This window comes from Actinotalea sp. C106 (assembly GCF_023630195.1).
Lineage (GTDB): Bacteria > Actinomycetota > Actinomycetes > Actinomycetales > Cellulomonadaceae > Actinotalea.
In genome coordinates this window covers 1-14,856 of record NZ_JALPKN010000052.1, presented here as the reverse complement: position 1 = coordinate 14,856, position 14,856 = coordinate 1, and the positions used below count along the sequence as shown (strand labels likewise).

At 73.0% G+C, this 14,856-nt stretch carries 12 protein-coding genes and 1 tRNA gene; 11 read left to right on the top strand and 2 right to left on the bottom strand.

Annotated features, from left to right (window positions below):
* On the top strand, positions 1-2,623 hold a 2,623-nt coding region (dnaE, locus tag L0B03_RS05720), incomplete at its 5' end, for a DNA polymerase III subunit alpha (RefSeq protein ID WP_250444685.1).
* Positions 2,624-2,667: 44 nt separating this feature from the next.
* On the opposite strand, the gene L0B03_RS05715 is transcribed toward dnaE, so the two are convergent.
* Positions 2,668-3,897: an AI-2E family transporter gene (locus L0B03_RS05715; RefSeq protein ID WP_250444683.1), complete on the bottom strand. Its 1,230-nt coding sequence runs from the start codon at positions 3,895-3,897 to the stop codon at positions 2,668-2,670.
* A gap of 134 nt (positions 3,898-4,031) precedes the next feature.
* Here L0B03_RS05715 and L0B03_RS05710 point away from each other — a divergent pair.
* The 9 genes from L0B03_RS05710 to L0B03_RS05670 all read left to right on the top strand — a co-directional run bounded on the left by L0B03_RS05710 (position 4,032) and on the right by L0B03_RS05670 (position 13,308).
* Positions 4,032-4,115 (top strand) — tRNA-Leu (locus L0B03_RS05710).
* Between the two features lie 128 nt (positions 4,116-4,243).
* Positions 4,244-5,719 carry a DUF3375 domain-containing protein gene (locus tag L0B03_RS05705; RefSeq protein ID WP_250444681.1) on the top strand — a complete coding sequence of 492 codons (1,476 nt, stop codon included), beginning with the start codon at positions 4,244-4,246 and terminating at the stop codon, positions 5,717-5,719.
* Positions 5,712-6,350 carry a DUF4194 domain-containing protein gene (locus L0B03_RS05700; protein ID WP_250444679.1) on the top strand — a complete coding sequence of 213 codons (639 nt, stop codon included), beginning with the start codon at positions 5,712-5,714 and terminating at the stop codon, positions 6,348-6,350. The genes L0B03_RS05705 and L0B03_RS05700 overlap by 8 nt, the downstream gene beginning before the upstream one ends.
* Positions 6,347-9,721: an ATP-binding protein gene (locus L0B03_RS05695; protein ID WP_250444677.1), complete on the top strand. Its 3,375-nt coding sequence runs from the start codon at positions 6,347-6,349 to the stop codon at positions 9,719-9,721. The genes L0B03_RS05700 and L0B03_RS05695 overlap by 4 nt, the downstream gene beginning before the upstream one ends.
* A 181-nt stretch (positions 9,722-9,902) precedes the next feature.
* On the top strand, positions 9,903-10,553 hold the full coding sequence (locus tag L0B03_RS05690) for an alpha/beta fold hydrolase (RefSeq protein ID WP_250444675.1): 651 nt from the start codon (positions 9,903-9,905) through the stop codon (positions 10,551-10,553).
* Positions 10,554-10,607: 54 nt separating this feature from the next.
* Entirely contained in the window at positions 10,608-11,177 is a 570-nt protein-coding gene (locus L0B03_RS05685; RefSeq protein ID WP_250444673.1) for a TetR family transcriptional regulator, read from the top strand.
* On the top strand, positions 11,174-11,959 hold the full coding sequence (locus L0B03_RS05680; RefSeq protein ID WP_250444671.1) for an ABC transporter ATP-binding protein: 786 nt from the start codon (positions 11,174-11,176) through the stop codon (positions 11,957-11,959). The genes L0B03_RS05685 and L0B03_RS05680 overlap by 4 nt, the downstream gene beginning before the upstream one ends.
* Positions 11,959-12,726: an ABC transporter permease gene (locus tag L0B03_RS05675; protein ID WP_250444669.1), complete on the top strand. Its 768-nt coding sequence runs from the start codon at positions 11,959-11,961 to the stop codon at positions 12,724-12,726. The genes L0B03_RS05680 and L0B03_RS05675 overlap by 1 nt, the downstream gene beginning before the upstream one ends.
* A 222-nt stretch (positions 12,727-12,948) precedes the next feature.
* The gene (locus tag L0B03_RS05670; protein WP_250444667.1) at positions 12,949-13,308 is read left to right on the top strand and encodes a PASTA domain-containing protein; all 360 of its coding nucleotides are present in this window, start codon (positions 12,949-12,951) and stop codon (positions 13,306-13,308) included.
* A gap of 87 nt (positions 13,309-13,395) precedes the next feature.
* Here L0B03_RS05670 and L0B03_RS05665 read toward each other — a convergent pair whose 3' ends face one another.
* Positions 13,396-14,160, bottom strand: coding sequence for a fructosamine kinase family protein (locus L0B03_RS05665; RefSeq protein ID WP_250444665.1), 765 nt, complete (start codon positions 14,158-14,160; stop codon positions 13,396-13,398).
* Positions 14,161-14,319: 159 nt separating this feature from the next.
* On the opposite strand from L0B03_RS05665, the gene L0B03_RS05660 reads away from it, so the two are divergent.
* A partial coding sequence (locus tag L0B03_RS05660) for an alanine dehydrogenase (protein ID WP_374204886.1) occupies positions 14,320-14,856 on the top strand: 537 nt, incomplete at its 3' end.

Below are 14,856 nucleotides of genomic sequence, written 5' to 3'. Positions count from 1 at the left end.
GACCGCCGCGGCCCTCGCCGCCGAGTGCGCCTTCGACCTGGCTCTCGTCGCCCCCGCCCTGCCCCCGTACCCGGTGCCCCCCGGGCACGACGAGGCCAGCTGGTTGCGTGAGCTCGTCCGCCGCGGTGCCCTCGAGCGCTACGGGCCGCGGGGCAGCGAGAAGGTCCCCGGGGCCTGGGCCCAGCTCGACCACGAGCTCGCCGTCATCGAGTCCCTGGGCTTCCCCGGCTACTTCCTCATCGTGCACGACCTGGTGGCCTTCTGCCGGGCCCGGGGGATCCTCGCCCAGGGCAGAGGCTCGGCCGCGAACTCGGCGGTCTGCTACGCCCTGGGTGTCACGGCGGTCGACGCGGTGCACCACGGGCTGCTCTTCGAGCGCTTCCTGGCCCCCGAGCGGGACGGGCCGCCCGACATCGACGTGGACATCGAGTCGATCCGCCGTGAGGAGGTCATCCAGCACGTCTACGAGCGCTTCGACCGTGAGCACGCGGCCCAGGTCGCCAACGTCATCTCCTACCGTCCGCGTTCGGCCGTGCGGGACGCGGCCCGGGCCCTGGGCTACGACGTCGGGCAGCAGGACGCCTGGAGCAAGAGCATCGAACGCTGGGGGTCGCTGCGCGGGCCCGAGCGTCCCAGCCCTTGGTGGACCCTCGAACGATCAGCCCCCGTCAGCCCGGTCCCGGCCGGGAGCCCACCGTCCTCGGCCGGAGCCGCGTCGTCGCAGCGACCGGCCCTGCCCCCGGCCGGCACGGTGGTCGAGGGCGGGCACGACGTCGTCCCGGCGCGACGCCCACCGGCAGCCAGCGAGCTCGGCGAGATCCCGGAGGCCGTCATCGACCTCGCAGACAGGTTCCTGCGCCTGCCGCGGCACCTGGGCATCCACTCGGGAGGCATGGTGCTGTGCGACCGGCCGGTGATCGAGGTGTGCCCGGTCGAGTGGGCCCGGATGCCCGGCCGGACGGTGCTGCAGTGGGACAAGGAGGACTGCGCCGACGCGGGCCTGGTGAAGTTCGACCTGCTGGGCCTGGGCATGCTCTCCGCCCTGCGGATCGCCTTCGAGCTGGTCGCCGAGCACCAGGGGGTCGAGCTGGGCCTGCACACCCTGCCCCAGGAGGACCCCGGGGTCTACGACCTGCTGTGCGCCGCCGACACCGTCGGGGTGTTCCAGGTCGAGTCCCGCGCGCAGATGGCCACTTTGCCGCGGCTGCAGCCCCGGTGCTTCTACGACATCGTCATCGAGGTCGCGCTGATCCGTCCCGGGCCCATCCAGGGCGGCTCGGTGCACCCGTACATCAACCGTGCCCGGGGGCGGGAGAAGGTGACCTACCTGCACCCCCTGCTCGAGAAGTCCTTGGCCAAGACCAAGGGCGTGCCGCTGTTCCAGGAGCAGCTCATGCAGATGGCCATCGACGTCGCGGGGTTCACCGGGGCCGAGGCCGACCAGCTGCGCCGGGCGATGGGGTCCAAGCGGTCGGCCGAGCGTATGGAGGCCCTGCACGCACGGCTCCTGGCCGGGATGGCCGAGCGTGGGATCGGTCCCGAGGTCGGCGAGCAGGTCTACGACAAGCTCAAGGCCTTCGCCGACTTCGGGTTCCCCGAGTCCCACGCCTACTCCTTCGCCTACCTGGTCTACGCGAGCTCCTGGCTCAAGCGACGGCACCCGGCGGCCTTCTACGCGGGACTGCTCGCGGCCCAGCCGATGGGCTTCTACTCCCCGCAGTCCCTCGTGGCCGACGCCCGACGCCACGGGCTCACCGTGCTGCGGCCCTGCGTGCAGGCCTCAGGGGTCCAGGCCGGGCTCGAACGCGTGGGTCCTGGGGGTCCGCCCGCGGTGGATGACCACGTCGCGGACCGAGGTACCGGGCCCGGCCGGACCGGGCGGCAGCGGCCAGGGCTGATCGAGCTCGACGTCGAGGCAGGGCTCGCGGTCCGGCTCGGTCTGGCGAGCATCCGGGGGATCGGCGAGACGCTCGCCGAGGCCCTCGTCGCCGAACGCGCCGCACGCGGGAGGTTCGTGGACCTGCGTGACCTGGTGCGCCGGGTCGAGCTGAGCACGGCGCAGATCGAGTCCCTCGCGACCGCCGGGGCCCTCGGCGGCCTCGGGGTCGAGCGTCGTGAGGCGCTCTGGGCGGCCGGAGCCCTCGCGCTCGAAGGGCCGGACACCCTGCCCGGCGTGGCCGTCGGGGTCCAGGCCCCGACGCTGCCGGGGATGAGCGAGGTCGAGCTCGCGATGGCGGACGTGTGGGCCACGGGGGTCTCGGTCGACTCCTACCCGACGCAGTACGTGCGCGAGGGGCTCGACGCCGCGGGGGTGCTGCGGGTCGAGCAGGCGATGCTCCACGAGCCGGGGCGGCGGGTGGCCGTCGCCGGGGTCGTGACCCACCGGCAGCGGCCCGGCACCGCCCAGGGTGTGACCTTCCTGTCCATCGAGGACGAGACCGGGCTGCTCAACGTCATCTGCACCGCGGGGCTCTGGCGGAGGTTCCGCACGGTCGCGCGCAGCTCAGCGGCCCTGGTGGTGCGGGGCAGGCTCGAACGGGCCGACGGCGCGACGAACCTCCTGGCCGAGCACCTCAGTCCGTTGTCCTTGCAGATCCCCTCGCGCTCCCGGGACTTCCAGTAGCGCGAGCCGATCAGGCGGCCCGGTCAGCCCGTCAGCCGGGCCGATCAGCCGGGCCGATCAGCCTCGGCCTCCGCGACGGCCTCGTCGATCTCCTCGAAGTCCGAGGGTGGGTCCACCGTGCGCAGCCGGCTGAACACCGCCCACGCGACCGCCACCAGCGGCACGGCGATCACCGCGCCGAGGATCCCGGCGACCAGGGTGCCCGCCGTGACCGACAGGGCCACCACCACAGGGTGCAAGGAGACCTGCTTGCCCATGACCAGGGGCTGCAGCAGGTGGCCCTCGATCTGCCCGATGGCCGCGATCGCCAGGCCCACGATGATCGCGTTGATAGGACCGTTGGCTGCGAGAGCCACGATCATCGCGATGACCATGGCGGCGGGGGCGCCGATCAGCGGGATGAAGGCGCCGATGAAGACGAGGACCGCGAGCGGGGCGGCGAGGGGCACCCCCAGGACCAGCAGCACCACCACGGCCATCACGCCGTCCGCGGCCGCGATGATCACCGTCCCGCGGGTGTAGCCGGAGAACGTGTACCAGGCGACCTCGCCGCCGGTGTGCCAGGTCTCACGCATGCGCGTCGGCAGCTGGTTGAGGAACCAGGCCCACATGTCCTGGCCGCGGGCGAGGAAGAAGACCGTGCAGAAGGTCGCCAGGGCCAGGACCATGAAGACCAGCCCCACCGACCCCGCGCTCGACAGCGCCTGGCTCGCGAGCATCTCGGAGTTCTCCGCGATCCAGCCCTGCGCCGTGTCCAACCAGTCCTGCACGTCGTCGTTGGTGATGTTGAGCTGCAGCGGGCTGCTCTCGAGCAGGTCGAGGATCGTCTGGACCCCCTGGTTGAACTGCTGCCCGAGGCGCTCCCACTGGCCGGCCACCGAGAAGCCGACGTAGGTCAGCAGGCCCGCGACCGTGAGGAAGGCCAGGATGATCGACAGGGCTGTGGCCAGCCCGCGCGGCATCACCCGGTCCAAGATGTTGACCAAGGGGCGCAGCACCGCGGTGAAGACCAGCGCCACGAAGACCGCGATGAAGACCAGGAGCACGCGCGAAGTCGCCCAGAAGACCAGGGCGATCGCCGCGACCACCACCAGGATCCGCCAGGACCACCCGGCCATCACGCGCAGCCACTGCGGGCTGCTCGTCTCGTAGCCCACCGCCGAGGGGTTGCGCCGTGCGCCGGCCACCTTCTTCGCGGCCGACCCCGCCCCGGCGAGGTGCCGCACCGAGGGCTTGGCCCGGTCTTGCTCGACCGACGCGGTCTGGTCGGACATCGATGCTCCTCGAGGCCAGCGAGTGATGCGTTCAGCGTCAGTCTGCCCCAGGGGCCGCGTCGTTGCTGACCGCCCCGCCGTGCTATCTTTACTGCCGCGCTCGAGGGTCCCCACCAGGGTCCTCGGGTCCACTCGTCCGGGTGGCGGAATGGCAGACGCGCTAGCTTGAGGTGCTAGTGCCCGTATAGGGCGTGGGGGTTCAAGTCCCCCTCCGGACACTCGTTGAGACAGCGACGCGAAGGCCCCTGACCCGCCGGTCAGGGGCCTTCGTCGTGCTCGCTCACCGTGCTCTCGCTTTCGGACGCCGTGCGCCAGTGCCCGACGGACTCGCCTACGCTGTGCGGCGATGATGACACGTGCCGAAGGGGCGTACCTGGGCGCCCTGCGGGCCTTCCAGAACCCCATGCTGGACCTGCTGCACAAGCGGCACGCCCCCCTGGTGGTGTCTCTGCTGTCGGTGCTCTTCACGGCCGACCGGCCGACGGTCCAGGTCGCGGACGCGCACACCGAGATCGGTGACGCCCTCGACCAGCTTCGCGCCGCTGGTCACGAGGAGAGCCTGCCCGCCGGCACGGCCCGCGAGCTGTGCCGGCAGTGGGCCGAGGCCGGGTGGCTGGTCCGGCAGGTCCTCGACGGCGACGTCGAGGTCTACCGCCTCTCGGCCCACGCGGTCGGGGCCCTCGAGGTGGCCGGCCGTGCCGGTGGGGCACGGTCCCGGGTCTCGCAGTCCCGGCTGCGCACACTGCTCGAGGCCGTCGAGCGTCTGGCGCAGGACGCCGACCCTGACGTCCTGGTCCGCATGGCCCGTCTCGACGCCGAGATCGCCCGGCGGCGCGAGGAGCTCGAGCGGATCCAGCGGACCGGCGAGGTCGAGCAGGTCGACGACGAGCAGCTCCTCGAGGAGGCCGAGAACGTCCTGCACCTGGTGCGCGAGCTGCCGGCCGACTTCGCCCGGGTCGCCGAGTCGATCAAGGCGATGCAGCGCGACGTCGTGACCGCCCTGCGCCGTGACGAGCGCCCGACCGGCGAGGTGCTGCGCGAGTACCTCGAGCGGGGCGAGCACGTGATGGAGTCGACCACCGAGGGCCGTGCCTTCGCCGGGGCCCTGCGCCTGATCGGGGACCCGCAGCGGCTCGACGAGCTCTCGGCCCAGCTCGACACCGTGCTGCGGCACCGCTTCACGCGTCGGCTCGCCTCGCCGCAGCAGGCCGAGCTGCGCGAGATCGGCCGTCAGATCGAGATCGGCCTCGACCAGGTCTTCACCGCCCAGCGTGAGGCCTCCGCGGTGATCACCGCCCAGGTCCGCAACCACGACCCGTTGCGGGACCGGGAGGTCGACGACCTCCTGCGCGACGTCATGAACGGCCTGCAGGCGTGGGTGCCCGACGCGCGCCGTGGCCAGCTGGTCGACCCGGTGCGGCGGCTGCCCGTCGCGGAGGTCGACCACCTGCGCCAGACGACGGGGAACCTGCGGCCGCCAGAGCCGCCCGCTCCGTTGCTCGAGGGGGAGTGGGACGCCGACGCCGAGATCTCCCAGGACGAGGCCCGAGCCTGGGGCGGCCCGCACTACGCCGACCTCGACGAGCACCTCGCCGCCTTCGCCGGCGACCACGGGGACGTGGACCTCGCGGCGGCCTTCAGCGCCGCCCCGGACGGGCTCCGCCGACCGGTGGACCTGCTCGGGCTGCTCGAGATCGCGCACGACCGTGGCATGGTCGAGACCGGCGAGGTCGCCTTCGTCGAGGCCATCCGGCCCGACGGCACCCGTCGGCGGCTGGCCTTCGGCGGCGTCACGACACGGACGAAGGACGAGGATGACTGACACCACGACCGAAGGGTTCATCGCCCCCGTCCCCATGGAGGAGGACCCCGCCGAGCTCTTCGCGGGGGACTCGGGCACCCTCGAGCCCCAGGTGCGGCTCGTGCTCGTCCGCCTGCTGCAGCGCCGGTTCCTGCTCGCGGACCGTCACCGCGCGCAGTGGCGCACCCTCCTCGAGAACCAGCAGGTCATCGAGTCCCGGCTGCACGACCTCTTCGTCCACCTCGTCGTGGACCACGAGCGCGGGATCGCCTACAAGCGTCAGGTCCGGTCGGCCGAGCTCGAGGTCCCGGTGCTGCTGCGGGACGAGCCCTACTCGCGTGCCGAGACCCTCGTGCTGGTCCACCTGCGCACCGTCTTCCAGCGTGAGCAGGGGGCCGGCGAGGCGTCGGTGCGCGTCGACGCCGAGGAGATCGAGCAGACGGCCCTGACCTACTTCGACGCGGACGAGACCAACCTCGCCACCCGGCAGCGGGAGATCCGCGCCGCGGTCACCCGGCTCGCCAAGGAGGGGCTGATCGAGGAGGAGTCCGAGGGGCGCTACCGCGTGACCCCGTTGGTCGAGGTGGTGCTGAGCAACGAGCGGCTCGTCGAGCTCCGCAGCTGGCTCCGTGAGCAGGAGGTCACCCGATGACGATGGTCGACACGCTCTTCGGGCTGATCCCCGCGGCCTCGGCCGGTCAGCAGTGGGTGGCCGGCGACCTCCAGCTGGTGAACTGGGGCGGCTACGACGGTCACCACCGGGTCCGCCTGGCGCCGACCGCCACCTTGCTCTCGGGCGGGTCGGGCTCGGGGAAGTCCACCCTGATGGACGCCTACATCGCCCTGCTCATGCCCCACACGACGCCGTTCAACGGGGCGTCCAACGGCGGCGTCGTCGGGCGGCCGCGGGGCAAGGACCAGCGCAACATCCTGTCCTACGCCCGCGGCAAGATCGACGAGTCGCGCACCGCGGACGGCACAGAGCAGCGGGTGCTGCGGGGCGACGGCCGGGACACCTGGTCGGCGATCGCGATGACCTGGGTGGACCAGTCGGGCAACCTCCTGACGGGGGTACGGGCCTGGTACGTGCCCTCGGCCGCACGGTCTCTCGAGGACGTCGTCGCGGTGCGTGCGACCTGCGCGGGGCCCTTCGACCTGCGTGAGCTCGAGGGGCCCGCGACCCGGCGTCTGGGTCGCGCAGCCCTGACCGAGGCGGGCCTGACCTGCTTCGACACCGACCGCGAGTTCACCGCACGGCTCCACTCGACCCTGGGCATCGGTGCGTCGAGCGACGGCACCAAGGCCGTCGCCCTGCTCGGACGGATCCAGGCGGGGCAGCAGATCACCACGGTCGACGCCCTCTACAAGGCCATGGTCCTCGAGGAGCCCGACACCTTCGCGACCGCCGACGCCGTGGTCGAGCAGTTCGACACCCTGAGCCGCACCCGCGACCAGATGGTCACGGCACGGCAGCAGGTCAAGGCCCTCGAGCCGATCCGGGACCACCGCGCCGAGATCGACGCCGCCCAGGAGCGGCTGGACGTGATCGACGCCGTCGGCTCCTTCGACGACGGCACCTCACCCGCAGCGCTGTGGCGCCACCAGAGCCGTCTCGGCCTGCTGCGCGCGGTCGAGCAGGACCTGCAGCACCAGCACCACGAGGCGCAGCGCCTCGCCGCCGAGACCGCGGCCCGCATCGACGCCGCCCGAGCCGAGCTCGACGGGGTGCGCGAGACCCTGTGGTCCTCGGGCGGTGACCGGCTCGCCACCGCCCAGCGTGAGCTGAGCTCGGTCGGCGCGAGGCTCGAGGAGACCCGGCGCGCACGGACCCGCCTCGACCAGCAGCTCGCCGTGCTCGGGGTCGAGGTCGCCTCCGAGGCCGACCTGGTCGAGACGGTGGCGCGCGCCCGACGGGCGCTCCAGGACGCCGAGGCCAAGGACGCCGCACGTCAGGCGCTCTTCGAGGCGATGGCCCGGAAGAAGAGCGCCGCGGACGAGCTGCGCGAGCTGCAGACCGAGCGCACCGCGGTCGCTCGACGGCGGGACAACATCCCCGGTGACCTGCACGCCGCACGGGCTGCGCTGGCCGCCGCGGCCGGGCTCGGGGTCGAGGACCTGCCCTTCGTGGCCGAGCTCGTCGAGGTCCGCACCGAGCACGAGCCGTGGCGTGAGGCCTTCAACCTCGCCCTCGGCGGGTTCGCGACCCTCCTGCTGATCGACGTCACGCACCTGCAGGCCTTCCGCAAGGCCATCGACACCGTCCCCACGGCCCGACGCATCCGCTTCCAGGGCGTCGTCACGGGCATGAACGACGACGTGGGGCTGGACGCCAGGACCCTGCCCGGCCGGCTCGACTACCGGGGAGGGCCGTTCACGGGCTGGCTCCGCGGCGAGCTGGCCACCCGGTTCGCGTTCGTCTGCGTCGACACACCGGGGGAGCTGTCGCAGCACAGCAAGGCCCTCACGCGGGCCGGGCAGGTCTCCGAGGGGTCCCGCGGGGCGCACGGCGGGCAGGGCCGGGCGAACCTGCTGGGCTTCACCAACAGCCGTCGGCTCGCCCTCCTGGACGAGCAGCAGGCCCGGACCGAGGCCGAGCTCGCCCTCGCCGAGGAGGCGGTGACCGAGGCCGCAGCACGGCTGGACGGCCACGACGAGCAGATGCTCGCGCACCGGGCGCTCACCGAGCTCACCTGGGACCAGGTCGACGTCGCGTCGGTCGAGGCGGAGCAGTCCCGGTGGGCGCAGGTGGTGCAGGACGTGACCTCGGGCAACCCGGAGGTCACCCGCCTGCAGCGGCGGGCCGCAGAGCTCGAGACCTCGGTGCGGGCCCTGACCGAGGAGCTCGGCCGGACCAAGGGCGCTGTCGCGGACCTGGGGGAGAGATGGGCTGCCACCTCCGACGAGGTGGACGGTGCCCAGCACGCCCTCGACGTGGCGCAGGAGGCGGGCACGACGGTCGGCGCCGAGCAGCGTTCCTACCTCGACGGGCTGCTGGGCGGCGGGGGGCAGCCCGCACCCGACCAGGAGGGCGCAGCCCCCGGCTCGGCCCTGGCCGTCTTCGACGGCGTCGTGGCACGGGCCGGCGAGACCCTGACGGCCGACCGCCGCAGCGCCCAGCACAGCATCGACACGGCGCAGGAGTCCCTGCGTCGGATCTTCGAGACCTTCGTCGAGCGCTGGCCCGACCCGAACCTGGGCAGCGACCCGGACGGCTCGTACCCGGACTTCGCCCGGATCCTCGAGGACCTCGGCACGAGCGGCCTGCACGAGCTCGAGGCCGAGTGGCGGCGGAGCCTGCTGCGCCTCTCGGGCAACGACCTGACCGACCTGCACAGCGCCCTCAGCCGCTCGGTGCGGGAGATCAAGGAGCGGATCGGCCCGGTCAACGAGATCCTCGCCGACCTGCCCTTCGCCGACGACGAGCACCGGCTGCGGATCGACGCCCGGGACACCCAGTCCACCGTCGTGGCCCGCTTCCGCAAGGAGCTGCGCGACCTGCGCGAGGCGCTGTCGACCGAGGCGACCGACGTCGAGCGCGAGCGGCGCTACCTGCGGATGGCCAAGGTGATCGACCGGATCCGGCGCACCGCACCCGACTACGCCGACCTCGTCGACGTGCGCCGGCACGTGCGACTGAGCGCCGAGAAGGTCGACCTCGAGGGTCGGCACGTCGCGCTCTACGACCACATCGGGGAGAAGTCCGGGGGCGAGTCCCAGGAGCTCGTGGCGTTCATCGTCGGCGCGGCCCTGCGCTACCAGCTCGGGGACGCGGGGGCCGAGCGCCCCCGGTACGCCCCCGTCTTCCTCGACGAGGCACTGATCAAGGCCGACGCGCGGTTCACCGGCCGAGCGATCGGGGCCTGGCGCGGGTTGGGCTTCCAGCTCGTGATCGGGGCCCCGAACGACAAGTTCGGCGCCCTCGAGCCGCACGTGGACCTCAAGTACGTCGTCCTCAAGGACGGCACGGGCCGGTCCCGCACCAAACCAGTCGCGGGGGTGGCCGAGACCTCGACCCCGCGCTGAGCTCGGAGCGCCTTCGCGACCCCGCACGTGCCGTGGTGGCGAGGTGTGGGTCGTGTGGTGATCATCGACGTCGCCGTGTGGTCTTCCAGGTGCGGGGCTACCGTCGGAGGCAGACCGGCTCGCCCTCGTCGCTGAGCCACGCGAGCTCGCCCTGGAGGCCTCCATCACCCCCCTCGTCTTCGTGCACGGGACCCGCACGTCCTCGGCCATCTGGCACGGTCAGCTCGCCGCGGTGCGCGCCGCGGGCCACGAGGCCGTCGCGGTCGACCTCCCGGGCCACGGGGCCCGCTCCCACGAGCGCTTCACCCTCGACGGCGCCCTCGAGACCATCGACCGGGCCGTGCAGGCCTGCACGTCGCCGCCGGTGCTCGTCGGCCTCTCCTTGGGGGGCTACACCTCCCTGGCCTACGCCGCGCGGACCCAGACAGGCCTCGCGGGCCTGGTGCTCTCAGGCTGCTCGACCGAGATCCGTGGCAAGCCGGTCGCGGCCTACCGCGCCGTCTCCTCGGCGATCGCGCGGCTGCTGGGTCGCCAGGCCTCGTGGGCGGTGGTGGCGGACATGCTCGGTGCGATCGGGAAGCACTCCTCGCTGGGTGATCTCGGTCGGTTGCACGCCGGCGGGGTCCCCGTGTGGCTGGTCAACGGTCAGCGTGACCCCCTCCGTCTGGGGGAGCGGGCCTTCCTCGCGGCGCTCCCCGGGATCCGCCACGTGGTCGTGCCTCGGGCCGGGCACGACGTGAACACTCACGCACCCGGGGTGTTCAACGAACTCTTGCTCGACGTCCTCGCCCAGGTGACACCACGTGGGAGCGTCCCAGTCCTCGTCGGATGAGCCTCCTGCCGGGAATCCCTGGCAGCACGTCATGTTAGTGACTAACATCATGTGATGACCTCGCGTACCGAGAGAACCCGTGCAGCGCTGCAGAGCGCTGCGTTGCAGCTGTTCACCGAGCGCGGCTTCGACGAGGTCACGGTCGAGGAGGTCGCGGCCGCGGCCGGGGTCTCGCACATGACCTTCTTCCGGCACTTCCCCACCAAGGAGGCCGCGGTCCTGGACGACCCCTACGACCCCGTGCTGGGCGATGCCGTGCGCGCCCAGCCCGCGGCGCTGAGCCCGCTCGAACGGGTGCGCCGGGCCCTGCTCATGGCATGGGGCGCCCTGCCCGAGCCGGGCGAGGGCGAGACCCGCGCCCGGGTCGCCCTCGTCGCCGGGCACGACGGCCTGCGGGCGAAGGCGTGGGCCAACAACCAACGGACCCAGGACGTGCTCGCCGAGGCGCTCGTCGAGGGCGGGGTGCCGTCCCTCGAGGCCCACGTGGCCGCCGGGGCCTGCCTCGGGGCCCTCATGGCCGCTCTCCTCGACTGGGGGGCCGGGGGCGAGGGAGGGCTGGGCGACCGGATCAGCTCGGCCCTCGGGCAGCTCGCCCCACCACCGACCGCGGAGGGTGGGGCGTGATCGCCCAGGACGTCGTCCTCGAGGCTCGAGGGGCGACCCGCTCCTTCGGCCCCGAGGTGGCGGTCGAGGACCTCGACCTGACCGTGCGGGCCGGCGAGGTGCACGCCATCGTCGGGCTGAACGGTGCGGGGAAGACGACGCTCATGCGCCTGCTGCTCGGCATGCTCCGGTGCGACAGCGGGACGACGTGCTTGCGAGACGGGGGCGGAGAGCTGGTCGACGTTCGCCACCTGCGGCCCCGGGCCTGGGCCTCGGTGGGGCACCTCGTGGAGACCCCGTTCACCTACGCCGAGCTGACCGTGCTCGAGACGGTCCGGTGTGCGGCGCGGCTGCACGGCCTCACGGTGGCCGACGCCGGTCCCGCGAGTCAGGAGATCATCGGTGCCCTCGCCCTGGACCACTGGTCGGGACGCCGGACCGGCACCCTCTCACTCGGCAACCGGCAGCGGGTCGGACTCGCCTCGGCGATGGTCCACCGCCCCGGGCTCCTGGTGCTCGACGAACCCAGCAACGCCCTGGACCCCGCGGGGGTGCTGGTCGTGCGGCGCGAGATCCTCAACGCCGCCGGCCGCGGCGCCGCCGTGCTCGTCTCGAGCCACCACCTCGACGAGGTGGCCCGGATCGCTGACCGGATCACCGTTCTCCACCGGGGCCACGTGGTCGGCACACTGCCCCCCGACGGTGCCGACCTCGAGCGTGCGTTCTTCGCGATGGTCTACGGAGCCGAGGCCGACGGGCACCTCGACCTGCCGGCCGACCCGGCACGGCCGAGGAGGACGTGATGCGAGCAGCTCTCGCGGTCGAGGCCCTCAAGCTGCGCAGGGCGACGGCTCCCCGGGTCGCCGGCCTGGCCGTCGTGCTGGGCGTGCCGGCGGTGACGACCGGGTTCATCGCCGCTGCCGAGGCCGCGCCCACGAGCCAGCTCGCCCTCAAGGTCGCCCCGATGCTCGTGGGGGACGGCTGGGTGGCCCAGCTCTCGATGGTCGGCCAGATCCTCTCGGTGGCGGTGCTCCTGTCTGCTGGGGTCGTGGCCGCCTGGGTCTACGGACGCGAGCACGTCGACGGGACGATCGGGGGCCTGTACGCGGTGCCCGTACGACGGCGTGATGTCGCCGTGGCCAAGGCGTTGGTCCTCCTCGCGTGGGGGGTGCTCGTCCTGCTCGCGACCCTCGCGGTCAGTCTTGCGGCCGGAGCTGCTCTCGGCCAGGGCGGGCTCGACAGTGCCGCGACGGCCGCACTGGCACGCGCCGTCCTCGTCGGGCTCCTGACCCTGCTCCTGGCCCTTCCTGTCGGGACGGCGGCCCACCTGCTGCGCGGGTACCTGCCAGGGATCGGCGTGCTCCTCGCCGTCGTCGTGGTCACGCAGGTCGTCACCGTCGCCGGGGCTGGTGCCTGGTTCCCCTACGCGGCCCCAGGGACGTGGGCGGGGATGGGCGGGCCGGAGCTCGCCGAGGCGGTGCTGCCCGTGCAGCTCGCCCTCCCGGTGCCCGTGGCCCTCGGCGGGGTCATGCTGGCGGCCTGGTGGTCCGAACGTGCCGAGGTGCGGTGACGGGCGCCTCTCGGCTGGGCAGGGGTGTGACGTGCGTCGCTGTGACGTCGGTCGCTCCTGCCCCGATATTCGCTGGGGTCGGCGAGGTCAGCGGCTTAGCGTGGCGGAGCCGACCCCGGCCTACAGCCGGGAGAGAGGGGCCCACGGGCCCCTCGCGGCGCGTCAGGGGAGCGGTTCCACCAGCGACCGTCCCAGAAGGTCGACATGCCCCAGGAGGGCTTTGTGAAGAAGGCATCTGTCCGGGTCGGCGCTGCGGCGCTGGCCGCGAGCGTCGTTCTCCTCACCGCTGCGTGCAGCAGCGACGAGACCGAGAACGAGGCCACCGAGCCTGCGCAGGAGCAGGAGCAGGAGCAGGAGGACGTCGCGGAGGGCCCCACCGAGGTCCCTGACGTGACCGTCCTGATCCTCGAGACCGCCCAGAGCAACCTCGCTGCTCTGGGCCTCGAGATCGAGGTCGTCGACGCCGACGGCGCGGCCGTCACGGCCGAGGACCCCACCCAGTACATGGTGACCGACCAGGACCCCGCCGAGGGCACGGTCGAGGCCGGCGACGTCGTGACCCTCACGGTCCGCGAGCGCTGATCTGAGAACCACGTCCCGGTCCGCCGACCTACGCGTCCGCGGACCGGGGCAGTGGTCCGCCCCGGTGCCGGCGCGACGCCGGGTCGGTCAGACGTAGCGGTCCACGAGCCGGACCAGCTGGTCCCGGTAGGAGCCGCCGAACAGCACGGCGTGCATGCCCACCGGGTAGATCTGGTGCAGTCCCACCAGGTCGCGCCAGCCTGTCGCCAGAGGCCACTGCTCCTCGTACGCGGACAGCACCTCACCGAGGTGCGGGAGGCCGAAGAGCTCGAGCATCGCGAGGTCGCCGAGACGGTGACCCCCGTGCGCGGCGGGATCGATCAGCGTGGCGCCCTGCGCGGTCCACATCACGTTCCCGGACCACAGGTCCCCGTGCAGGCGCGACGGCGGGTCGTCGTCCTCCCCGAGACCGTCGCGCAGTCGTTCGGCGAGGCGGTCCAGGCGCGTGGCCAGCCCTGGGCCGAGGGCACCCTGGGCGTCGAGGTGGTCCCGGAGCGGGAGGACGCGTCCCTCGGCGTGCGCCAGGCCCCACCGGGGCCACCGCCCCAGGGCGAGCGGGTAGGGGTCCGAGAGCGGACCGAAGAAGCCGTCCCCCTCCCAGCCCTCGGGCGGTCCGCCGAAGTCCGCGGCCCCGGCAGCATGGGTCTGGGCGAGCCGTCGGCCCAGCTCCTGGGCGTGGTCGACGCTCGGTGAGGTCGGGACGAGGGCCTCGAGGTCGAGGCCGTGCTCGTCGGCACCGAGCACCTCGACCACCCGGGCACCACCGGAGGCCGCGAGCCACCGCAGGCCCGCCGCCTCGCAGGCGAAGAACCCAGGGGGCGCCCCCGTTCGTTCCTTGCGGTAGATCTCCATGGGTCCATCCCACCAGGACGAAGGCATGCCCGCCCCGCCAGGGGCTCCGACCGGACCACGGGGTGCCCGTGTTGCGGTCTCGTGACATCCGCGCCCAGCACTGTTCCCGCACCTCCCGACGTGCAATTCTCACCAGATGGACATCGAGTGGAGGAACGCATGAGGGTCGGGGTCCCGTCCGAGGTCAAGAACCACGAGTACCGGGTCGCGCTGACCCCGGCCGGCGTCCACGCCCTCGCGGGGGCGGGGCACGAGGTGCTCGTCCAGAGCGGCGCGGGTCGAGGCTCGGCCCTGGACGACGAGGAGTACGTCTCGGCCGGGGCCCGGATCGTGCCCGCCGCCGAGGACGCCTGGGCTGCCGAGCTCGTCTGCAAGGTCAAGGAGCCGGTCGAGAGCGAGTACCAGCACCTGCGCGCCGACCAGGTCCTCTTCACCTTCCTGCACCTCGCCGCCAGCCGTCCCTGCACGGACGCCCTGCTCGCCGCGGGCACCACGGCCATCGCCTACGAGACGGTCGAGGCGCCCGACGGGTCGCTCCCGCTGCTGGCCCCCATGAGCGAGGTCGCCGGTCGTCTGGCCACCCAGGTCGGCGCCTACCACCTGCTGTCGAGCGCGGGCGGGCGCGGTGTGCTGCCGGGGGGCGTGCCGGGGGTGGCCCCGGGCAGCGTGGTCGTCATCGGGGGCGGCACCGCTGAA

Coding starts and splice junctions, on each gene's coding strand:
- L0B03_RS05715 (WP_250444683.1), bottom strand. CDS start 3,897: ATGTCCGACCAGACCGCGTCGGTCGAGCAAGACCGGGCCAAGCCCTCG.
- L0B03_RS05705 (WP_250444681.1), top strand. CDS start 4,244: ATGATGACACGTGCCGAAGGGGCGTACCTGGGCGCCCTGCGGGCCTTC.
- L0B03_RS05700 (WP_250444679.1), top strand. CDS start 5,712: ATGACTGACACCACGACCGAAGGGTTCATCGCCCCCGTCCCCATGGAG.
- L0B03_RS05695 (WP_250444677.1), top strand. CDS start 6,347: ATGACGATGGTCGACACGCTCTTCGGGCTGATCCCCGCGGCCTCGGCC.
- L0B03_RS05685 (WP_250444673.1), top strand. CDS start 10,608: ATGACCTCGCGTACCGAGAGAACCCGTGCAGCGCTGCAGAGCGCTGCG.
- L0B03_RS05675 (WP_250444669.1), top strand. CDS start 11,959: ATGCGAGCAGCTCTCGCGGTCGAGGCCCTCAAGCTGCGCAGGGCGACG.
- L0B03_RS05665 (WP_250444665.1), bottom strand. CDS start 14,160: ATGGAGATCTACCGCAAGGAACGAACGGGGGCGCCCCCTGGGTTCTTC.